Genomic DNA, 21,236 nt, shown 5'->3' on the forward strand with positions numbered 1-21,236 from the left:
CGAATGTCAGAATGGAGAATTACCCGACTACGAGGCAAGTATGCCCTCACGTTCGAACGAAATGGCAAACGCCACCGCTACTCGCTTGGCACCGATGACGCGCGCCAAGCTTACCTCCTTGCGCCTGCAATCTATGCAGAAATGACACGCGCCGAGGGTCAGAAGGTTTCTGACCTTTGGAATGGATATGTCGCTGACAAAGACGGGCATGCAATTATCGCCACGATGAAACATACATGGAAGGCTTTGAAAGAGCGCTTTGGGGAGCGTGACGGCGAAGGCATCACAAAGGACGATTGCAGAGCGCACATTGCTGAGCGTCACAAAAAAGGAATCGCAGACGGCACAATTCACACAGAGTTGGGCCACCTGCGAATGGTGCTTGTCTGGGGAGAGAAGAATGGGCTGATTACAAAAGCCCCGCACATTGAGCGCCCGAAGAAGCCAGATCCAAAAGACAGGTACATGACGCGAGATGAGGCACGGAAGATGCTTGCAGAAGCAAGAACGCCTCACCTGCGCCTAGCCTTTCACCTCATGCTGGCGACTGCCGCGCGCGTGACTGCTATCCTGGAATTGACATGGGATCGTGTCGATTTGGAAAGGAAGCTCATCTATCTCCGTGATCCGAGCGATGCAGCCCGTCGAAAAGGACGTGCCATTGTGCCGATTAACACAACATTGTTAGCCGTCCTCAAAGAAGCACGTTCGGGCGCGATGACTGATTATGTAGTCGAGTGGGCAGGTCAGCCAGTAAAGAGCCTAAAGAAAGGAATTGCCACAGCTGCTGACAAGGCTGGGTTAGATGGAATATCAGCACACGTTTTTCGACACACCGCCGCTGTCTGGATGATTGAAGCTGGCGTTCCAATGGAGGAAGTATCTCAGTATCTGGGTCACAAAAACTCTGCTATAACCAGCCGAGTTTACGCCCGATATTCTCCCACGCATTTGCGCAAAGCTGCCGAAGCGTTGGACATGGGAATATACGTAGTTCCCTCTGGCACAAGTGAACCTGCCAAGGAGAACACAAAATGAACATGGGTGCGGAGAGGGCTAATATTTAGCTCTCCCTTCCCCGTATTTCCTGCTTTTCCGGTAGGGGATATATATTGACATTGTAGGGGTCACAGGTTCAATCCCTGTTACGCCCACCATTCGAACCCCCAATACATCAATATGTTATATGAAATCCATCAAGAGTATTGATAGCGCTCTCTAGGTTCACTCAACCTATTGACCAATTTCCCATCCGCACTGACTCCTCTCGCGAAGATTGAGAGAACTCGGTGGACTGAACAAGAACAAACCGCCCCGAGGGGCGGTTGTGATTGTCGATTAAGAATAATTACTTTGCCCAGCGGCCATCATATTTGAACTCTGGTGCCTTCTCAATTTCTTCCTTGGTCGAGTTCATAACTGCCGACCATTTTTTGTCTTCGTCAAAATAGGTGATGTCCACCGCATCAGGAGCGACAATCACGTAGCGCTCGCCGACACCCAAAAAGCCTCCAACGGACACGATATAACCGCTCAGCACACCGTCTGCGATAATAAGGTCCTTAATCTCGCCGATAGTTTTATCATCGCCATTCACAATGTTCAGGCCGATAAGATTGTAGCTGAGAACCGCAGTCGGTTGGGCTGTCACGAACACTTCTTTTTCTGCGACAGTGGCAGTCTGGGCGTTAGCAAACGAAGCCAGGGCAACAGTTGCAGCAGCAGCGAGTAGAATACGACGCATCCAAATTCTCCAAAATAATCAATGACATATTGTTCGTATACATAATGCTGCCATGCACAAAACGTTCCATAGGTGCACAAATAATCTTTTAGCTACCCTCTCCCGTTCCATCGTCTGAAAGAAGTTTTAACCTGCGCAAAACTCGCGGTAGCCGTGTTTTTATGCCATTCTAATATAAAACACCTGACATCAGATAATGTCAGGTGCAATTAGAAAACGGTCTTAGCAGACGCTGAATAATAAAATTCTATTCTCAATGACTTAACTCAAAATCATTGCCAGAGAAATGATGACCAGAAATGCTGCGGCTGCAATCGTTTCAATTCGCGAATATAAAAGCATGTTTACCTCCGATCATGGTTAACGATATCTAAACAACGCAGAAGACAGGGATTGGTTCATGCCTTTCTCCAAAAATCCGATGCGCAAGAGATACATAGTAAGGAGCGTAGTTATTTCTCATCCTGCGCCAGCAAGAGGAGTGCCCGCGATTTCTTCGACGCCGCTCATTTTGTAGCTATGAATGGCATTGGCTACGCGACAATAGACGCTCTTGATACGGCTACAACGCCATCCAAGGCACCTTGCGATGCGGCGAACACGAGCAGAGACGGAAGCTGCAGCTAGTGGCAGTGCTTTGCGCTTCTGCAACGAGTTAGGGACTTCACAAAGTATGCATTTCTCGTTGCTCCGAAGGATTTTTCAAATTTAGGAAAAATCTGCATTAAGTTTCAGGACGTGAAACGCTCGAATCAAATTTAAACGTCGAGAGGTGGCTTGGACAACGCCGATTGCCGCACATGCTCAACCAGGGTCATCTTCAATGTGGCGTAGCGGTCTTCGACATTGGTTGTTTTGTTTAATATGAAGAGTATGAAAAACCCGTAGTTAGTTATGACATAATCACAATCATCGAACTTGATAAAAGATTGACAGCGACTCTTAACCGGGCAAGCTTCCATAACGCGCTAGATGCTGCCGAAGTTCTCGGCGTGTCCTACCCAACTTATGTCAGGCATGAGAATGGAACTCAGGCTTCGCGTGGACAAAGGAAAACTCTAAGCCAGGCAGTTCAAAGTTTGATCTGAACAGCCATTGCGCGGGACCGCCCATGATCGATTTGCGTCAAACTATCGTGAGAGTGGCATTGCGTTCGACGGTTCTGCACATTTCCAGCAGAAATAAGCAGTCAGCAACTCCATATGGGGTTCATCCTTTTTGCATTTCTGACGCGTTTACACCTTGATCATTCACGCTCGCCTCCAAAGCTAGACTTTTTCCATCTCCTCGACTTCTGGTGGCAACTGGTCGCCATAAGCAAAGATAAGCTTAGGCGGCTCGAAATCGCCTGTATCCGCGTCGCCGGTATTTATGAAAGCAATCACCATAGGGCTACTATTTGCCATGCGCTCTGCGGTCCGCCGAGCATGTGCTACATCTTTTGCAATAAAAGGCGTATCAGCAACTAGCTTGCCCCGCTGACCATGACTGTAGCTCTGAACTACGAAATGTGTTTCCATGTCTATTACCTATATGCGCTACTAAGCTCAATACGTGCGTCAGGATGGCCTATAAATCGAAACAAATCAAGAACATTAAAGGAGAACGTAATGGCGCATCACCCGCTACTACATCTGTCGGCCTGGCCAAAAGGTTGGCATATATCCGGGCCGAAGATAAAAGAACCAAACTATGGATGCGCTAAGGTGTAATACGGGAGGCTTCTATGAAAGCGATATCGACGGCTATCTGCATAATTCTGTTGGCCGCGGCCGTTAGTGGCTGCGCGAACAGATCGTGTCGAGATTGGCCAGGAACCTGTATCATACAGTGATTGTAGCGGCGCTATCGCTGGAGCAATTGGAAAAGTTAAGACGAAACTGACAGCAACAATCTCAGTTGCACATGCATGTTGGGTCGAAAGAACCGGGTACCAGCTTGATACAAACCATCAAGAAGCAAGCTTACCTTTATGCGCAAAACGCAATCGAAGAAGTGATGCTAAAGGCCTTTGTAAAGATGCACCTGATGGTTGGCCTTAAGTCAGCGCGCCTCTTAGATTTGAGATTCCATTTCTGCAGCTTGAAGCCGTTTAGAGTTGCCAACCCCGCTTCGGCGGGGTTTCTTTTAGCTTTGCAAAGCCCCTGTTATTAAAGTTTAGCATCCACTCAGCCGCTTAAACTGCAATTTAAGGCATCGTCCGTATTGATGGCCGAGATTCCAGAATTAGTACGAGGGGGCAAAAATGATTTCAGATTTTATAATCGGTTCAGCAGTAGGAATGGCAGTGATGTTTGTTCACTTGCTGGCCACGCTCACCGTCTATTCACTGGTGCATCTGATCGGAAACAGGATTGATGAAAACAGAGTGATATTTCTCGCCCTGTCATTAGTGACGCTGTATTTCATCCTCTTTATTTGCCTGTGTTGCAGCGTGACGATCTGGGCAACGACCTATTACCACATGGGCTTAGTTGATACTTTTGGCGATGCATTTTACTCGGCAATGCTAAATTACACCACGCTTGGAACTGGCGACCTCAACCAAATTGCAAAGACACGCCTGTTCGGCCCAATTACCGCGGCAAGTGGCATCATCATGTTTGGATGGTCAGCCGCTTTGCTGGTTTACATCATCCAACTGCATCTGCCCGTCATCCTGAAAAAGAAATGGGAACGCTGATAGGCACAGCTCTGCAGAAGTGGAATTTCCCTAAAATACTTTCAAGTATCTAAAAGAATCCGCCGCAATAACCCTGCGGCGGGTTCCTTGAATCTTGAATTACCCCTTTTACCGAGGCCCTCTTTTGATTGGCTGAAACCCGTCTGGTCGCACCCAATTAGCTTTGTTGTCGTTATTCATCGGACGAACTAATTGTGGTCTGGCAGGACGATTGTCAGGACGCGCATCTGGACGCCTGTCAGGGCGGGTGTTCTGATAATCTGGGCGACGTGAAGGTCGCTCATGACGCTCACCTCTGCGATAGTTATTATCCCTGTAGTATCGGTCATTTCTATATCGGCGTGAATCATATCGAGGTCCCGAACGATAAACTACGGCTGAACCACCGTAATAACCGCCATATGATTGTCCATAACCACCGCCACCGCCATAATAGGGATCTCCCACACAGCCCATAAGCACAACCGACAGTAAGCCTATGGAGGCCGCAGAAAAAATCTTTCTAATCGTGATCATTTTAATTCTCCGCATTCTCGTCATGTATATAGAAATACCCTGATCACTTCGAACGGCAAGAGCAATAGAAAAGCTCCTTTTGCCCACGCCCCAATGGAAACACGCTCTAAATCATATTCCACATGTCACAAACAACCGGCGCCTGGCGTCAGGACACAGTGATTTTTGGACGCTGAATTAGGTTAATGACGAAGATCATTCCTGCGTCTTTCCAGTCTTGATGAAATAACCTCGCCCAATAAAATACTTCTTGACGCCATTTCGTTATTAGGTAGACTGAACTACCTAATAACCACGATCTAAGAAATAATGTCCAGCGATATTTCCACATCATCCAAAACAGCACGTGAACGGCTTTTAGAGGCTGCCGCTATCCTGTTCTATAATGACGGAATTGCAGCGACTGGAATTGATTCAATTACCCGACGTGCGGGAGTTGCCAAACAAAGCCTTTACAACAACTTTTCATCCAAGGCTGATCTCGTAGCCACTTATCTCGAATTGCGTCACAATGAATGGTTGACGCTTTATAATAAGCGACTTGAGAATAAGACGCAGCCCAAAGAGAAGATTTTGGCCGTCTTTAAAGCCTATGAGGATCACGCCGAATTTGCTTATGAGCATGGCTTTCGCGGCTGCGGACTTCTGAATGCGGCAGCAGAATTATCAGCAGGCGACCCCGGTCGCGCAACAGTGCGAAAACACAAGGAACAGATTGAAGGTTTTATCGAAGATCATCTTCGCGCACTTCTCACGAATGAACAGCAAGTTAAACTGATGGCCAGACACCTCTCCTTCATCCTTGAAGGCGCGATTACGCGTGCAGGGCTTGAAGGAAACGGCAGACAAATGCGCGAAGCCCAGGATCTGGTCCTCGCACTTCTGAAGAACCTTTAATGCAATCATCAAAAGACTACTTGCTCGGCATTGCAGGCATCATCATTGCTTCAATCGTCTGGGGAACAACTGGCACCGCCGCAACATTTGCGCCCGAAGTTAGCGCTGCGGCAATTGGTGCGGCTGCCATGGGAATTGGCGGGCTGCTGCAAGCTTTGCTTGCTTTCAAAGGGATCTCCGCCTCCCGCCACGCTTTGCGTACCCATTGGCGTTGCCTTGCGCTGGGCGCTGTTGCTGTCGCAATTTATCCTCTCGCGTTTTATGCATCCATGCGAATGGCTGGAGTAACAATCGGAACGGTCATATCCATCGGTTCGGCACCTTTGCTTTCCGCCCTTATTGAATACAAGCTCGACGGTTTTCGCCTTTCCGCCAGATGGATAGTAGGCGCCCTCACTGGTATTCTCGGAATGATACTGCTTAGCCTTGCAGAAAGCGGCACAGCACACGCATCCGCTACAAATAACTCGGCTATGATAGGCATATTATTGGGGCTTGTGGCCGGTTTCACCTATGCACTTTATTCTTGGTGTGCGCGACGGGTTATGCAAAGCGGCATCAGTTCAACAGTCGCTATGGGTGCGATTTTTGGTCTTGGTGGATTATTGCTAATGCCAGTTCTGGCAGTCACCGGCGGCGCATTTCTGGCGTCATGGAACAATGCAGCCGTTGGCATCTATATGGCAATCATTCCAATGTTCATCGGCTATGTCTGCTTCGGCTATGGGCTAAGCCGGGTCCAAGCAAGCACAGCAACAACAATTACACTTTTCGAGCCTGTCGTTGCAGCGTTTTTGGCCGTCATCATTGTAGGAGAGCGTTTGCCTTTACTCGGTTGGTTAGGTGTGGTGCTGGTTGTAGCCTGTTTGGTTATTATTACATTGCCACAGAAAACGAGAAGGCCTGCCAATAATGCTATTTTTAGAGGAAATATGCCACAACGGACAAAAAGTTAACAACCAGTTAACGATATAGACTGGCGATCCGTTTCGTTTGAAGTTATGGGCCTTTCGATAAATATCTTATGAGGGGTCTATGTCCTACTTCCCAAATTGGCGTCTTACCAACGACAGCACCGTCTTGCCCGACGAGCGTCTTCCAACTGCAGCAGCGGTTCCGATGGGTATCCAGCATTTGCTGGCTATGTCCGGTTCCACCATCGTTGCACCACTGCTCATGGGTTTTGACCCAAATGTTGCCGTCTTCTTCTCCGGCATTGGAACACTGTTGTTCTTCCTGATGACCGGCGGGCGCGTTCCGAGCTATCTCGGCTCATCCTTTGCCTTCATCGCGGTGGTTATCGCAGTCACCGGCTATGCTGGCAGCGGCCCTAACCCGAATATCGCACTGGCACTCGGCGGCATCATCGCCTGTGGTGCGCTTTATGCCGTGATCGGCCTGATTGTCATGGCTGTCGGAACGGGCTGGGTCGAAAAGCTCATGCCGCCCGCGGTTACTGGCGCAATTGGCGTTGCCATTGGTCTGAACCTCGCACCTGTGGCTGTCGGCCAGCTTAAAGGTTCGGCCGCGCATATGTCCATTGCACTACTGACGGTGCTTTGCATGGCAATGATTTCTGCCTATGGATCGCTTGCAACCAAGCGCATCGCAGTATTGCTGGCTCTCTTGTTCGGTTATTGCCTCGTGCTGATTTTCGGTAACGGTTTTGGCTTTGTTCCCGGCATTAACTTTGCTGCAGTTGGCGCGGCGCCTTGGTTTGGCCTGCCAGCTTTTACGACACCTGTTTTCACATGGCCTGCAATCACGCTGATCGCACCTGTTGCCATCGTTCTTGTTGCTGAAAACCTTGGTCACATCAAAGCGCTTGGCTCGATCACCGGCCAAAACATGGATCGTTATATCGGTCGCGGTTTTCTGGGTGATGGTATTGCCACGATGATTTCAGGTTCTGGCGGCGGTACTGGTGTGACCACTTATGCGGAAAACATTGGCGTTATGGCAATGACGAAAGTCTATTCAACACTGATCTTTGTGATCGCTGCGATTGTGGCCATTGCACTCGGTATGTCACCAAAGTTTGGTGCAATCCTGCAAACCATTCCAGCGCCTGTTCTGGCCGGTCTTGCCGTATCGGTATTTGGACTTATTGCTTCAGCAATGGCCCGCATCTGGGTGGTCAACAAGGTCAATTTTGCTGATCCGCGCAACCTCTTCACCGTTGGCGTTGCGCTGATTTTCGGTGCCGGTGACTTCACCGTTAACATCGGAAGCTTTGCTCTTGGTGGTATTGGTACGTCAACCTTTGCCGCTCTGATCATGTATCAGTTGCTCAGCATTGGTCGTAAGAGCGACGAGATCCACTAAAAAATGCGTCGCGCAAAACCAATCAAGGTTTTGCGCGACACGCCCCCGCCCGCATCAATAACGTCGTACTTTAATCAAGCGCGACGTGTTCCCGACGAAACAATATCGAGATAAACAGCCAGCACCAAAATGCTGCCCTTGATAATCTGCTGCCAGAATGTATCGACGCCCAGCATCGACATGCCATTGTCGAGGCTCGACATAATGAGCGCGCCAACCAGTGCACCAATCACTGAGCCGACACCGCCACGCATCGACGTTCCGCCAATGAAGCAGGACGCAATAGCATCAAGTTCGCCACCAAAACCTGCCGATGGCGTACCCGCTGCAAGACGCGCAGTGGTGGTGAGGCCAGCCACGGCTGCCATCAAGCCCATCAGCGCAAACACCGCCATCTTGACAAAGTTTACATTGACGCCCGAAAAACGCGTAGCTTCCAGATTGGAGCCAACCGCATAAATGTGGCGTCCGAAGACTGTCTGCCTTGAGATAATGGTGAAAACACCCAGGATAACGAGCAGCACGAGAACCGGAAACGGAACACCCTGATAGCTGTTCAGAACCAAAATGAAGCCCAAAATCAGGATGCCTGTTCCAACCAGACGCGCAACTTCCATAGCGGGTGAAAGCATTTGCAGATTGTGCTTACGCTTGCTGGCGCGCGTTCGCAGAGTGATCAATATGAGCACGGCGAACAAGGCCATTGCGCAGACATTGCCAAACCATTCTGGCAAGTAGCCCTGCCCGAGATATTTAAAGTCTGACGAGATAGGCGCAATGGTAACGCCCCCCATAATGCCAAGCACGATCCCGCGAAAAACCAGCTGTCCGCCGAGTGTGACGATAAAGGATGGAATGCCAAGATAGGCCGTCAACCAGCCGTTAAAGCCACCCAAGATCACGCCTAAAACAAGCACCGTGCTGATTGTAGCCCATAATGGCCAGCCATAGACAACATCGAGTACAGCCGCCACGCCCCCCAGAAGACCGAGCAACGCACCGACAGACAAGTCGATTTCACCCGCCACGATAACGAACACCATGGCTGAAGCCAGCATGCCGGTAATTGCCATCTGTCGGAGGAGATTTGAGAAGTTACGCGCCGTCAAAAACTGTGACCGACCCATTTCTGGATCATAAGTCATGACCGCAAAAAATGCCCAGATCAAAGCGACCACGATCAGCAGCGCCACGATCTTATATTCTGATAAAAATTTTCTGAGGCTTTTGCCTGTCAACGTCATGTCATGCACCGGTTAGATTAGTTGCGGTTCAATGTTCAAAAAACTAGGCCGCATTGGTTGCAGGCTTGCCAATTGCAGCGGCAAGAACCCTCTCTTGGGTGAGATTTTCATTCGGGAAGTCACCGCGCAATTTGCCCTCGCCAATGACGAGAACACGATCACTAATGCCAAGAACCTCTGGCATTTCCGACGACACCATCAAAATTGCCACTCCTTGCTTCGCGAGTGCGAATATCAGCTTGTAGATTTCATACTTCGCACCGACATCGACACCGCGTGTCGGCTCATCAAGGATCAGAACCTTCGGATCCGGCAGCATCATCTTAGAAAGAACTGCCTTCTGTTGATTGCCGCCCGATAGAGACGCAATCGCCAGCATCGGGTCAGCCGTCTTCACTTTCAGACGCAAAATTTCGCGCTGGATCGTTGCAAGTTCGGCTTCTTTGTCGATGAGTCCACGCAATGAGAAGCGATCAAGGACGGAAATCGTCATGTTATGACCAACCGGCATGATCGGCAGAATGCCGTCGCGTTTGCGGTCTTCCGGCACCATACAAATGCCCTGCTGCACCGCATCACGCGGCGTGCGGATTTTGATTTCTTTGCCTTCCAGAAAAATTTGTCCCTGATGCACACCGGGCCAGACGCCAAACAGACTGGAAACAAGTTCTGTACGACCCGCGCCGACAAGACCTGCAATGCCGAGAATTTCACCGCGCCTTAATTCAAAGGAAACATCATCGACCACTTTGCGGTCGGGGTTTGTAACGCCCCAGCAGCTTATGTTGCGGGCTTCAAACACCACCTCGCCAATGTCATGCGGCTCGCGCGGGAAAAGGTTTTTCATTTCACGACCGACCATCATCGTGATGATGTCGGGTGTCGTGAGTTCTGCCATTGGGCGCGTCGCAATATGTGCGCCATCACGAATGACAGTAACCGTGTCAGAAATTTCGGCCACCTCATCAAGCTTGTGCGAGATATAGACACAAGCCATGCCCTGCGCTTTAAAATCCTTGATCAGATCAAGCAGAATACGGGTTTCTGATGAAGTCAGCGCCGAAGTCGGCTCATCCAGAATAAGAAGCTTCGCATTTTTGTTGATCGCTTTTGCAATTTCGATCAGCTGCTGCTTACCACCCGTATAATGATAAACCGGCAGCGCGACATTGATGTCGAAAATCTTGAGGCGTGCGAGCAACTCAGTCGCCCGTGCATTCATCTGATCATAATCGATAAAGCCGCCCGTTGTCGGCTCAGAACCCAAGAAGATGTTTTCGGCAACCGACAAATGCGGCACCATCATCAATTCCTGATGGATAATAACGATGCCAGCTTCTTCCGTATCGCGAATGCCGCTGGCTTTTAGTTCCTTGCCTTCCCAGAAAATCTCGCCCGTCCAGGTGCCATAGGGATAAACACCCGAAAGCACTTTCATAAGCGTCGATTTACCCGCTCCATTTTCACCGCAAAGCCCGACGCACTCTCCCGGACGCACTTTCAGGTAAATTCCATCCAACGCCTTTACGCCGTTGAAATCCTTACTGATGTTTCGCATTTCCAAAAGATATTCGGACATAAATTAACGACCTTGCAGTATTTCGGGGCAGTATTTCAGGCAGCAATTTCAAAAAGCAAATTGACCATAGACAACGCTGTCATAAATTGGCCAACCAAGGCTTGCTGAAGATCAGACGCCAAAAAGAAAAAATGTCTGGCGTCTGATCTATCAACTTATTCCAAGTTCACCGAAAAGAAGCTTACTTCCCTTCGATCTGTTCCTTGGTGTAGAAGCCGTCCGTTACGTAGACGTCAACATTGTCCTTGGTCACAGCGGTTGGCGTCAGAAGCAATGTGTCAACTTCCTTCGAACCATTGTCGATCTTGCCATTAAATTCAGGCTTTTCGTCCCGAACCAGCTGAACCGTCAGCTTCGCAGCTTCTTCAGCAATCAGCTTGAGTGGCTTGTAAACAGTCACTGTCTGCGTGCCATCAACCAGGCGCTTTACAGCGGCAAGATCGCTATCCTGACCGGAAACTGCTGTTTTGCCTGCAAGACCCTGAGCGGCCAATGCCTGAATTGCACCGCCAGCTGTACCGTCGTTGGAAGCAACAACAGCGTCAATCTTGTTCTGGTTAGCCGTCAGCGCATTTTCCATGATCGAAAGCGCTTCAGTCGGGCTCCATTCCTTGACCCACTGCGAGCCAACAATCTTAACCTTGCCGGAATCAACCGCTTCCTTCAGCGCCTTTTCCTGACCAGCACGAAGAAGCTTAGCGTTGTTGTCGGTTGGCGAACCACCCAGCAGGTAATAATTACCTTCTGGCTTTTCCTTCAGCACGGCTTCCGCCTGCATGAAACCAACGCGCTCATTATCAAAAGAAATGTAAGCATCAATATCGGCATTGAGGATCAGGCGGTCATAGGACAGAACCTTGATGCCAGAAGCCTTTGCGTCGGCCACAACCGCATCAAAAACCTTGGAATTCATCGGCACGATCACGATGGCATCGACGCCCTGCGAGATCAGATTTTCAACCTGCTTGACCTGCTTTTCTTCATTGCCGTCAGCCGACTGAACGTTGACCTTGGCACCCAGCTTTTCAGCTGCTGCGATGAAATAATCGCGGTCACGCGCCCAACGCTCTACGCGCAAATCATCGATAGAAAAGCCGATAACCGGATTTTCCGGCGATGCAAATGCTGGTGCTGTCCCCATTGCACCAATGCCCAAAGCTGCGGCAACCAACGCACCTGTCAAAAAATTACGACGCTTCATGCACGTTCCTCCAAACACCACCGACGCCATGTCGGCTGATACAAGACCTCGCCCCGAACGAAACCGCCCCCGGAGTTTGGTACGACAAAGCAGCCTCTATCGAGACCACTCATTTCTTATATCTGGCTGATCCTCCCTGCGGCGCTAAGCGCCTAGATCACTCCAGTCGGGCCATACGCATGACGCACGGCCCCTATCCTCGGCAGCAATTGATACGCGAACAAAAATGAATAGCAAGCATTTTTCTGATTTACGTACCTCATTTTTACTCCTATGTTCCGCAGCGAGGAGTGAGCATGAAACCTACCGTCCATGATATAGCCAGAACTGCGGGTGTTAGTCTCGCCACGGTTGACCGTGTGCTGAACGACCGCCCCGGCGTAAAAGGCAAGACTCGCGACCGTGTGACGGAAGCGATGAATGTGCTTGGCTATGTGCGTGATGTGGGCGCTGCCAATCTCGCTCGTGGCAGGTTATATCAGTTTGATTTCATTTTGCCGGATAATGAAAATACCTTCATGCTCAGTCTGCGCGCGGAGCTAAACGCTGCTGCCGAGCGCAGTATCGCAGAACGGGTATTCATCAATCTCATTCTCGTTCCCCCATTTGATGAAGCAGCTCTTGTCAAAGCTTTGGATGCGAGCGCGGAACGCAAACCAGATGGGGTTGCGTTTGTTGCAATCGACACCGACCCGGTGCGCGAGGCATGTAAAAGACTTGCAGAACAAAGCATTAACGCAGTCACTCTCATTTCAGATCTCGGCCTGTCATCACGTGCGCATTATGTCGGCATTGACAACGGCGCAGCAGGGCGCACCGCGGCGCGTTTACTGGGTTTGTTTGTAAGCGGAACAGATGGCGCTATCGCTGTCATTGCTGGTTCGCTCAAAGTACGTGACCATCAGGAGCGTTTTGAGGGTTTCAAAAACGCTATGGAAACGGACTTTTCGGAGCGTTTGATTCTACCAGTACTTGAAGGTTTCGACGAGAGCGCTCAGGTTGAAAAACTGGTCCACAACCTGCTTGACCAGCGCAGTGACATTGCCGGTATCTATAATCTTGGGGCGGGTAATAGTGGTCTTGTTCAGGCACTCGATACCCATCCTGGCCCTCGCCCTCTCGTTGTCGCCCATGAGCGAGATGACGTGACTTCACAGGCACTGGAAGAAGGCTTGATCCATGCCGTTTTGGCGCAAGATGCGGGGCACGAAATTCGCAGTGCTATCCGTGTTTTGAAAGCTACAGCAGACCGCCTTTCCATCGTGCCGGGACAAGAACACATTCGCATTGAAATCTTTCTTAAAGACAACCTTCCCCAACCCGATTGAGGCATGGGGCATACGACTATTCGACTGGAGCAACTATGTATCTCGGGCTTGATCTAGGAACATCTGGCGTAAAGGCGCTTCTGATTGATGACAATCAGGCCGTCATCGGTTCGGCCCATGGCGAACTTGAAGTCTCACGCCCGCATCCAGGTTGGAGCGAACAAGATCCCGCACAATGGATCAAGGCTTGCGAAACAGCCATTGATGGTCTTCGGGCTGCGCATCCAAAACAATTTGCAGCCGTTGCAGGCATTGGTCTATCCGGCCAGATGCATGGCGCAACGTTGCTTGATGAAAATGATCAGGTACTCCGCCCATGCATTCTCTGGAACGATACCCGCAGCTATAAGGAAGCTGCCGAGCTCGATGCTGATCCGGCATTCCGTGCCATCACCGGCAACATTGTCTTTCCGGGCTTCACAGCACCTAAGCTCGTTTGGGTCGCGCGCAACGAGCCGGATATTTTCTCCCGCACGCGCAAAGTGCTTTTGCCAAAGGATTATCTGCGTCTTTGGATGACCGGCGAATACGTATCTGATATGTCAGATTCGGCAGGTACGAGCTGGCTCGACACCGGCGCACGTAAATGGTCGCAGGAGCTGCTTGCAAAGACCGGTCTAACCGAAAACCATATGCCAGCGCTTGCTGAAGGCAGCGACGCAACCGGAACTTTGCGCTCTGAACTGATGGCGCGCTGGGGACTATCAACAGCCCCAGTCGTTGCAGGCGGTGCAGGTGATAATGCGGCCTCGGCCTGCGGCATGGGAACAGTGCAACCCGGTCATGCTTTCGTGTCACTCGGCACATCGGGTGTGTTGTTTGCTGCCAATGGCGCTTATCAGCCAAAACCTGAAAGTGCCGTTCACGCATTCTGTCATGCACTTCCCGGCACATGGCATCAGATGGGTGTGATCCTGTCGGCTGCGAGTGCCCTTGATTGGTTCTCCCGCATCACCGGCACCAGCGCACATGAACTGGATGCAGAACTTGGCAGCACAATAAAGGCCCCCGGTAGCACGACGTTCCTGCCCTATCTTTCGGGCGAGCGCACTCCTTACAACGACGCGAAGATTCGTGGTATCTTCAGCGGTCTCGATCATGAGACAGATCGCAAAGCGATGACGCAGGCAGTCCTTGAAGGGGTGGCTTTTGCCATCCGCGACAATCTTGTAGCGCTGCAATCGGCCGGTACAGAGATCAAATCTCTCATCGCAGTCGGGGGCGGTTCACGCTCTGCCTATTGGCTCAAATCCATCGCAACAGCACTGAATGTCCCAATTTCACTGCCTGAAGAAGGTGACTTTGGAGCGGCCTTCGGTGCAGCGCGACTAGGCCTAATTGCTGCAAGCGGCGCTGACCCTTTTGCGATCTGCACACCGCCGCGCACAGCCCGCACCATAGAACCAGAACAAGCGCTGCTCTCGTCTTATGACGAAGCTTATCAGCGCTACCACGCACTTTATCCCGCGTTGCGCCCTCTCGCGTAAGAGAGCGCGCACTTTATCAATCATCTAAATCGGAGGAATATGATGAGCACCGGATTTTTCGGCGACATCCAGAAAATACGTTACGAAGGACCAGACAGCGACAATCCACTGGCGTTCCGCCACTATAACCCAGACGAAATCGTCATGGGCAAGCGTCTGGAAGATCATCTGCGTTTCGCTGTCGCCTATTGGCATAGCTTTGCATGGGAAGGCGGAGATCCGTTCGGCGGACGCACTTTTGATCGTCCTTGGTACAAGGATGGTCTTGAAGCTGCAAAGCTGAAAGCAGATGTTGCGTTCGAATTCTTCTCGCTCCTCGGCGCACCATTCTATTGCTTCCACGACGCCGACGTGCGCCCGGAAGGCGATAACTTCGCTGAAAACACAAAAAATCTCGAAGCTATTGTCGATATTTTCGAGCAGAAGCAGGCTGAAACCGGCATCAAGCTTTTGTGGGGAACAGCAAACCTGTTCTCACATCGTCGTTATATGTCGGGTGCTGCTACAAACCCTGATCCTGAAGTGTTTGCGTTTGCAGCCGCGACCGTCAAAACCTGCCTTGACGCTACAAAACGTCTTGGTGGCGACAATTACGTACTTTGGGGCGGTCGTGAGGGCTATGAAACCCTGTTGAACACGGACCTCAGCCGCGAACTCGACAATATGGGCCGCTTCCTCAACCTCGTGGTCGAGTATAAGCACAAGATCGGCTTCAAGGGCACGATCCTGATCGAACCTAAGCCACAAGAACCAACAAAGCATCAGTACGATTACGATGTTGCCACGGTTTACGGCTTCCTCAAGCGCTACGGTCTTGAGAATGAAGTGAAGCTCAATATCGAACAGGGCCATGCTATTCTCGCCGGTCATTCGTTCGAGCACGAACTGGCACTGGCCCGCAGCCTCGGCATTCTCGGCTCCATCGACATGAACCGCAATGATTATCAGTCGGGCTGGGACACAGATCAGTTCCCGAACAATGTGCCTGAAATGGCGCTGGCCTATTATCAGGTTCTGCTCGATGGTGGTTTCAAAAATGGTGGCACCAATTTCGATGCCAAGCTGCGCCGTCAGTCGCTTGATCCGCAGGATCTGCTGATCGGTCATATCGGCGGCATGGATTGCTGTGCACGTGGCCTCAAGGCTGCGGCTCGCATGGTTGAAGACGGCGCGCTGACCAAGCCATTGGATGAACGTTATGCGGGCTGGTCTGGCGATTTCGGCAAAAAGCTCGCAACCGGCCTTTCGCTGGAGCAGATCGCATCCGAAGTCGAAACAAAGGGTATCAACCCGCAGCCAAAATCTGGCCGTCAGGAATATCTGGAAAACGTGGTCAACCGCTACGTTTGATAGTTTCAGGTATACAAAAGCCCCGCTCACTTAGCGGGGCTTTTGTTTTAGAGTGCCTATCTAATTAAATTAGGCTGGCACTCCAATTTTTATGACGCGCATCTTATCCGAAAACCGTTTCACACTTTTCGGGATGCGCTTTAATTCAACGCAACATCATTTGGCTTTCGACAAGCCGCAAATCGATCAAGCGCCTGATCATAAGCAGATGTTTTAACCGCCATCATGCCCAGTACCGTATGAAATAGATTGTCATGCGATGACGGCTCAGCTGTTGTTTTGCGCAAACAATCAAGATTTAACCCCGTATCGACGGCATATTCAGGCGAAAACCATGTGATGAAAGGAATATGGGTCTGCTGCGATGGTGCAATAAAATAGGGTGCCGCGTGAAGATATAGACCATCCTCACCGAGCGACTCACCATGATCGGACATATAAATCATCGAAGACGCAAACTTGTCCTGATGTTTTTTCAGGAGATCGATAACTTCAGAAAGAATATGATCCGTGTAAAAAATGGAGTTGTCGTACGCGTTTACGATTTCCTCATGCGAGCATTTGGCAAAGTCATTTGAACGGCAGTCTGGCTTAAAGCGCTCATACTCCGACGGATATCGACGATAATAAGCTGGGCCATGACTACCCGTCATGTGTAGAACGATGGTCGCATTGCCCGTTGTTTCGTTCAGCTCTTTCGAAAGACTATCAATCAATATTTGATCAAGACACTCGCCGCCCTCACAATAACGCTTGTCTTGTGCACCCTGCAAATCAATCAGCTTGATGCGTTCGGCAACGCCTTTGCTGCCAGTATTGTTCTCATACCAACTCGTCTGTACACCCGCATGTTTGAGCACATCCATCAGATTCTCAGAACCGCGGAACTTGGTGTTGGAGTAATCCTCACGTGTGAAAGGCGAAAACATGCACGGCACCGAAACGGAGGTTTCCGTGCCGCAACTTGATGTATTGGTAAAAGCTATAACGTCGCGCTTTTTCAATTCAGGATTGGTTTCACGCGAATATCCATTCAGGCTGAAATTTTCGGCACGCGCTGTTTCACCGACCACGACAACAGTCACCAGCTTTTTGCCTGCTGGCAGTTGAGTGAGCGTCTGCTTGGCATCCAACCCCAATGGCTCCATGACGATATCGCGGTTTTTATATACGTGCGAAACATATTGAATGGTGCTCGCGATTGGCGTGCTTGGCATTATCTTCTGCATAATATCAGCCCCATGTTCACGGAACATGGAAGAATAGGCCGCATAATTCGTGCCTATTATGACAACAGATGCGATCACACAGCTTAGGATGACGCCTGTATTCACCAGCAACTTAGAGAGTATGGGGCGGTGTTTTATACGCACCCAAGCGATCAACAGCGACGGAACAATGCCAAATATGATCATATGCCAAAGATAGCTTGAGGTAAGCAGCGCACCCGATTCAGCTTGCGTCGTTGTAAGCGCTGCTTCGACAACGTATTTGTCAATAATCGTGCCGAATGTATCTGTGAAATACGAACCGCCTGCTGCAATAATCACAAACAGGATCAGCATTGGCTTGATGATATATTTTGCTGAGAACAGCATAAAGAGCGCAATATGCAGCAACAGCAAGACAACTGCGATGCCAGTCAGCCTCCACGGAGCGTCAGCATAATATGTGCCAATCGCCCGCCAGAATGAAGTATTTGTAAAAATGAGAACGTAGAGCGCCGTTAAAAGACACAATGGTCCACTGGCGATTGTGGGACGAAACTTCTGCATGGCACGCTTTCGAAATTTTTGAACACGCGCGCCTTACAAGAGCAACCAACGACAGAGGTTGGCTTTTCAGGCCCGTTTCCGCCAGACATGAAATCAAGACGGCTTTTTTACGGCGGCTATATCCTCAAACTTTTCAAACAAGCCCGCGCATCATGTCAGATCATCCAAAAGGTGTCGAATCCAGCTTATGCCAAATCTGGATGCACCTTAAGCGGCATATCATCATGCATAGTTACAGTTTGTCGCTCAATCATACGGTGCACTAAAGGGGGGGTGGCGCCTTTGTGAAGGGCGAGCAGACGCTCTGACACTTCGGCATCCGACTGGGTTCGGCGCTGATTATGACGCACATATTCAACCCAGGTGGGCACATGGTAGCTTTCTGTCCACGTCTCTGGGTTTTCCAGATCACGCAGCAGCGCCCATTGTCGTGCACCATCACGAATACGGATACGCCGTCTCAAAGCCATCGCGGCAAGGAATGCAGGGACATCTTCCTGTGCGATTTTATAATCGACCATGATCATGATCGGACCACTGCGTGAACGAAGATCAAGCCGCAACTCGGGTTCGCTGAAGCGGTTCAGCGGGTCGAGATTGAGAGATTCAAAATCCGGCTGCGGCAAAAGAAGCCCAACCAGCGCACCAAACAGCAGGACGCAAGACGCCACGAGCAAAGCATAAGGCACGCCAAATTCATCAGCAACCGAGCCCCACAGCCAGCTGCCAGCCGCCATTCCGCCGAAGGTTGCGGTTTGATACATCGCAAGCGCGCGCCCGACCACCCAACGTGGTGTCGATAGCTGCACCGTCACATTGAACAGAGACAAAGCAAGCACCCAGGAAAGCCCCGCTGGAAGCAAAAAAATACAGCTCATCCAGATGCTGCGACTTACCGAAAGCAACGCACAGCTCAATGCAAAGGCGACAAAAGCACCACGAACCAGCCATTCATTGCCGAGCAACTCACGCAGGCGTGCACTCAACAGAGCACCGCCAATCGCCCCAACCCCAAAAAAGCCGAGCATGATGCCGTATGTCAGCGCGGTACCCTTGACCAGATCACGCGCAACGAGCGGCAAAAGTGCCAGAATAACAATCGCCGACAGACCAAAAAGAAAGCCACGAAACATCACTTTCAAAAGGTTTGGCGACATAGAAACATAGCGTAGTCCAGCCACCATCGCCGGGCCAAAGGCTTCACGCGGCAAGGTCGACTTGGCAAGTTGTGGCTGCCAGCGCCAGAGTGCCAGAATAAGGGCGATATAGCTGAAAGCATTGAAGATGAAGGCAAAGGCAGCACCCGCTGCCGCAACAATTGCACCGCCAATGGCAGGGCCAATGCTGCGCATGAGATTAAAGCTCATGGAATTCAGTGCGACCGCCGCAGGAAGATCGGCTCTTGGAACAATATCCCCCATCGAGGCTTGCCATGAAGGGTTGTGCAGTGCCCCGCCACAGCCGATGAGAAAGGTGAAGCCCAGCAGCATCCATGGCGTTAACATGCCCAAATAGGCAAAGGTTGCAAGCGCCACAGAAACGACCAACAGCATGATTTGCGCGGTCAACATGATGCGGCGGCGATCAAAATTATCGGCAAGGGCTCCGGCTGCAACCGAGAAAAACATTACCGGTAATGTCGTTGAAGCTTGAACCAGCGCAACCATGTCATCTGAATGCGCGATGGTCGCCATCATCCAGCCTGCGCCAACTGTTTGTACCAGACCGCCAAGGTTTGAAAACAGCGTTGCGGACCAAAGAGCGCGAAAAGTTCCATATTGAAACGGCGCCAAGGGGGAATTTCTTTGCGGCATTCGGACGAACCTCCATCCTACACCAATACTTTAAGTGACATAGATATAGCCACAAAGGATTAAGTGAATTCGTTCAGGCGCGACGCGACGACACAGTGTTATGCGACCTGCCCTGCACACCAGCCCGAAGACCATGCCCACTGGAAATTGTAACCACCTAGCCAGCCTGTGACATCCACAACTTCTCCAATGAAATAGAGACCCGGCACGCCTCTTGCTTCCATGGTTTTGGAATCAAGATCACGCGTATCAACACCACCGAGCGTCACTTCCGCTGTCCGATAACCTTCCGAGCCCGCAGGCTTTACATGCCATTCATTGACTGCCGCAGCAGCACGCCGCAACACGGCATCCGAACAATCAGCCAAATTGCTTGCAGGGAAATCGGCGGCAATGAGTTGCGCCAATTTCTTTGGAATGAAATAGGAAAGCGCAGTTTGCAGAGCTTGTTTGCCATTCTTGGATCGCTGCTCCCGCAATAGTTCAAACAGATCGGCCTTTGGCAGCATAGAGATAACAATCTCATCGCCTTCTCTCCAATAAGATGAAATCTGTAGGATAGAAGGACCGCTAATACCACGATGCGTAAACAGCATCGCTTCCGCAAATTTCGTCTTCTTGCAAGCCACAACTGCATCAACCGCAACACCCGCGAGAGGTTTGAGCCGCTCAAGCAAATTTGGTTCAAAAGTCAGCGGAACCAGACCGGGGCGCGTCTCGACCAGACGCAAATTAAAGCGCTTGGCTATATCATAGCCGAAGCCTGTCGCTCCCATTTTGGGAATGGACTTTCCACCTGTCGCGATGACGAGCGATTTCGCCGCGACTGTTCCGCCGGAATGCCGCACAACATAACCGTGTTCGCCTTTTTCGACATTTTCGACATTTTCGACATTTTCGATTGAAGTCTCGAGCTGCAAACGAGCGCCGTGGCGATGCATTTCATCGAGCAACATATCGATGATCTGTGTTGCCGAACCATCGCAAAACAATTGCCCAAGCGTCTTTTCATGATAGGCAATACCGTATCGCTCTACCAGTTTGATAAAATCACGCTGCGTGTAGCGGCTCAAAGCAGAAATGCAAAAATGCGGATTCTGCGACAGGAAATTCTTTGGGCTTGCATGAATATTGGTGAAGTTACAGCGTCCACCACCAGAAATGCGTATCTTATCGCCCGGCTTTTTGGCGTGATCCAAAACCAGCACCGAACGACCGCGTTTTGCAGCTTCAATCGCGCACATCATGCCAGCAGCGCCAGCGCCTATCACCAAAACATCGACGCTCTGCAAA

Annotated in this window: 16 protein-coding genes; 8 read left to right on the forward strand and 8 right to left on the reverse strand. The window is 50.6% G+C overall.

The window, feature by feature from the left end; all coding sequences use genetic code 11:
- The first annotated feature begins 3 nt into the window (after positions 1-3).
- On the forward strand, positions 4-1,038 hold the full coding sequence (locus ACOZHT_RS08745) for a tyrosine-type recombinase/integrase (RefSeq protein ID WP_421565617.1): 1,035 nt from the start codon (positions 4-6) through the stop codon (positions 1,036-1,038).
- Between the two features lie 310 nt (positions 1,039-1,348).
- On the opposite strand, the gene ACOZHT_RS08750 is transcribed toward ACOZHT_RS08745, so the two are convergent.
- Positions 1,349-1,744, reverse strand: coding sequence for a PRC-barrel domain-containing protein (locus tag ACOZHT_RS08750; RefSeq protein WP_339510060.1), 396 nt, complete (start codon positions 1,742-1,744; stop codon positions 1,349-1,351).
- A gap of 1,268 nt (positions 1,745-3,012) precedes the next feature.
- Entirely contained in the window at positions 3,013-3,264 is a 252-nt protein-coding gene (locus tag ACOZHT_RS08755) for a hypothetical protein (protein ID WP_339510062.1), read from the reverse strand.
- Between the two features lie 725 nt (positions 3,265-3,989).
- Between ACOZHT_RS08755 and ACOZHT_RS08760 the strand changes: the two genes are divergently transcribed.
- The 4 genes from ACOZHT_RS08760 to ACOZHT_RS08775 all read left to right on the forward strand — a co-directional run bounded on the left by ACOZHT_RS08760 (position 3,990) and on the right by ACOZHT_RS08775 (position 8,165).
- Positions 3,990-4,427, forward strand: a complete 438-nt coding sequence (locus ACOZHT_RS08760; protein WP_310014865.1) for an ion channel — start codon at positions 3,990-3,992, stop codon at positions 4,425-4,427.
- 825 nt (positions 4,428-5,252) lie between these two features.
- Entirely contained in the window at positions 5,253-5,840 is a 588-nt protein-coding gene (locus ACOZHT_RS08765) for a TetR/AcrR family transcriptional regulator (RefSeq protein WP_339510065.1), read from the forward strand.
- Positions 5,840-6,796 (forward strand): DMT family transporter, encoded by a 957-nt coding sequence (locus ACOZHT_RS08770; protein ID WP_339510067.1) that lies wholly within the window; start codon positions 5,840-5,842, stop codon positions 6,794-6,796. Before ACOZHT_RS08765 ends, ACOZHT_RS08770 begins: the two co-directional genes overlap by 1 nt.
- 79 nt (positions 6,797-6,875) lie before the next feature.
- The gene (locus tag ACOZHT_RS08775; protein ID WP_339510069.1) at positions 6,876-8,165 is read left to right on the forward strand and encodes a solute carrier family 23 protein; all 1,290 of its coding nucleotides are present in this window, start codon (positions 6,876-6,878) and stop codon (positions 8,163-8,165) included.
- Between the two features lie 74 nt (positions 8,166-8,239).
- Here ACOZHT_RS08775 and ACOZHT_RS08780 read toward each other — a convergent pair whose 3' ends face one another.
- The 3 genes from ACOZHT_RS08780 to xylF form a co-directional block, all read right to left on the reverse strand.
- A complete protein-coding gene (locus ACOZHT_RS08780) occupies positions 8,240-9,409 on the reverse strand; it encodes a sugar ABC transporter permease (protein WP_339510071.1) in 1,170 nt (389 codons plus the stop codon).
- Positions 9,410-9,452: 43 nt separating this feature from the next.
- Positions 9,453-10,988, reverse strand: a complete 1,536-nt coding sequence (locus ACOZHT_RS08785; protein ID WP_250041857.1) for a xylose ABC transporter ATP-binding protein — start codon at positions 10,986-10,988, stop codon at positions 9,453-9,455.
- A 181-nt stretch (positions 10,989-11,169) separates the two neighbouring features.
- Positions 11,170-12,189, reverse strand: coding sequence for a D-xylose ABC transporter substrate-binding protein (gene xylF / locus ACOZHT_RS08790; protein ID WP_310014875.1), 1,020 nt, complete (start codon positions 12,187-12,189; stop codon positions 11,170-11,172).
- Between the two features lie 296 nt (positions 12,190-12,485).
- On the opposite strand from xylF, the gene ACOZHT_RS08795 reads away from it, so the two are divergent.
- Genes ACOZHT_RS08795 through xylA form a run of 3 tightly spaced genes read left to right on the forward strand, consistent with a single transcriptional unit; the run spans position 12,486 to position 16,354 of the window.
- Positions 12,486-13,517 carry a LacI family DNA-binding transcriptional regulator gene (locus ACOZHT_RS08795; protein ID WP_339510081.1) on the forward strand — a complete coding sequence of 344 codons (1,032 nt, stop codon included), beginning with the start codon at positions 12,486-12,488 and terminating at the stop codon, positions 13,515-13,517.
- 35 nt (positions 13,518-13,552) lie between these two features.
- The gene (gene xylB / locus ACOZHT_RS08800; protein WP_339510083.1) at positions 13,553-15,004 is read left to right on the forward strand and encodes a xylulokinase; all 1,452 of its coding nucleotides are present in this window, start codon (positions 13,553-13,555) and stop codon (positions 15,002-15,004) included.
- 42 nt (positions 15,005-15,046) lie between these two features.
- Positions 15,047-16,354, forward strand: a complete 1,308-nt coding sequence (xylA, locus tag ACOZHT_RS08805; protein ID WP_339510085.1) for a xylose isomerase — start codon at positions 15,047-15,049, stop codon at positions 16,352-16,354.
- A 140-nt stretch (positions 16,355-16,494) separates the two neighbouring features.
- Here the strand turns inward: xylA and ACOZHT_RS08810 are convergent, their stop codons facing one another.
- The 3 genes from ACOZHT_RS08810 to ACOZHT_RS08820 all read right to left on the reverse strand — a co-directional run bounded on the left by ACOZHT_RS08810 (position 16,495) and on the right by ACOZHT_RS08820 (position 21,190).
- Positions 16,495-18,129: a phosphoethanolamine--lipid A transferase gene (locus ACOZHT_RS08810; protein WP_339510087.1), complete on the reverse strand. Its 1,635-nt coding sequence runs from the start codon at positions 18,127-18,129 to the stop codon at positions 16,495-16,497.
- Between the two features lie 185 nt (positions 18,130-18,314).
- Positions 18,315-19,943 carry an MFS transporter gene (locus tag ACOZHT_RS08815; protein WP_339510089.1) on the reverse strand — a complete coding sequence of 543 codons (1,629 nt, stop codon included), beginning with the start codon at positions 19,941-19,943 and terminating at the stop codon, positions 18,315-18,317.
- Positions 19,944-20,041: 98 nt separating this feature from the next.
- Positions 20,042-21,190 carry an NAD(P)/FAD-dependent oxidoreductase gene (locus ACOZHT_RS08820; protein WP_421565691.1) on the reverse strand — a complete coding sequence of 383 codons (1,149 nt, stop codon included), beginning with the start codon at positions 21,188-21,190 and terminating at the stop codon, positions 20,042-20,044.
- Positions 21,191-21,236 lie beyond the last annotated feature (46 nt).

The organism is Ochrobactrum sp. EDr1-4 (assembly GCF_049199085.1).
Taxonomy (GTDB): domain Bacteria; phylum Pseudomonadota; class Alphaproteobacteria; order Rhizobiales; family Rhizobiaceae; genus Brucella.

Excerpts from the sequence above, each read along its gene's own strand:
- ACOZHT_RS08745 (WP_421565617.1), top strand. The coding sequence starts at position 4 with ATGTCAGAATGGAGAATTACCCGACTACGAGGCAAGTATGCCCTCACG.
- ACOZHT_RS08750 (WP_339510060.1), bottom strand. The coding sequence starts at position 1,744 with ATGCGTCGTATTCTACTCGCTGCTGCTGCAACTGTTGCCCTGGCTTCG.
- ACOZHT_RS08755 (WP_339510062.1), bottom strand. The coding sequence starts at position 3,264 with ATGGAAACACATTTCGTAGTTCAGAGCTACAGTCATGGTCAGCGGGGC.
- ACOZHT_RS08760 (WP_310014865.1), top strand. The coding sequence starts at position 3,990 with ATGATTTCAGATTTTATAATCGGTTCAGCAGTAGGAATGGCAGTGATG.
- ACOZHT_RS08765 (WP_339510065.1), top strand. The coding sequence starts at position 5,253 with ATGTCCAGCGATATTTCCACATCATCCAAAACAGCACGTGAACGGCTT.
- ACOZHT_RS08770 (WP_339510067.1), top strand. The coding sequence starts at position 5,840 with ATGCAATCATCAAAAGACTACTTGCTCGGCATTGCAGGCATCATCATT.
- ACOZHT_RS08775 (WP_339510069.1), top strand. The coding sequence starts at position 6,876 with ATGTCCTACTTCCCAAATTGGCGTCTTACCAACGACAGCACCGTCTTG.
- ACOZHT_RS08780 (WP_339510071.1), bottom strand. The coding sequence starts at position 9,409 with ATGACGTTGACAGGCAAAAGCCTCAGAAAATTTTTATCAGAATATAAG.
- ACOZHT_RS08785 (WP_250041857.1), bottom strand. The coding sequence starts at position 10,988 with ATGTCCGAATATCTTTTGGAAATGCGAAACATCAGTAAGGATTTCAAC.
- xylF (WP_310014875.1), bottom strand. The coding sequence starts at position 12,189 with ATGAAGCGTCGTAATTTTTTGACAGGTGCGTTGGTTGCCGCAGCTTTG.
- ACOZHT_RS08795 (WP_339510081.1), top strand. The coding sequence starts at position 12,486 with ATGAAACCTACCGTCCATGATATAGCCAGAACTGCGGGTGTTAGTCTC.
- xylB (WP_339510083.1), top strand. The coding sequence starts at position 13,553 with ATGTATCTCGGGCTTGATCTAGGAACATCTGGCGTAAAGGCGCTTCTG.
- xylA (WP_339510085.1), top strand. The coding sequence starts at position 15,047 with ATGAGCACCGGATTTTTCGGCGACATCCAGAAAATACGTTACGAAGGA.
- ACOZHT_RS08810 (WP_339510087.1), bottom strand. The coding sequence starts at position 18,129 with ATGCAGAAGTTTCGTCCCACAATCGCCAGTGGACCATTGTGTCTTTTA.
- ACOZHT_RS08815 (WP_339510089.1), bottom strand. The coding sequence starts at position 19,943 with ATGCCGCAAAGAAATTCCCCCTTGGCGCCGTTTCAATATGGAACTTTT.
- ACOZHT_RS08820 (WP_421565691.1), bottom strand. The coding sequence starts at position 21,190 with ATGATGTGCGCGATTGAAGCTGCAAAACGCGGTCGTTCGGTGCTGGTT.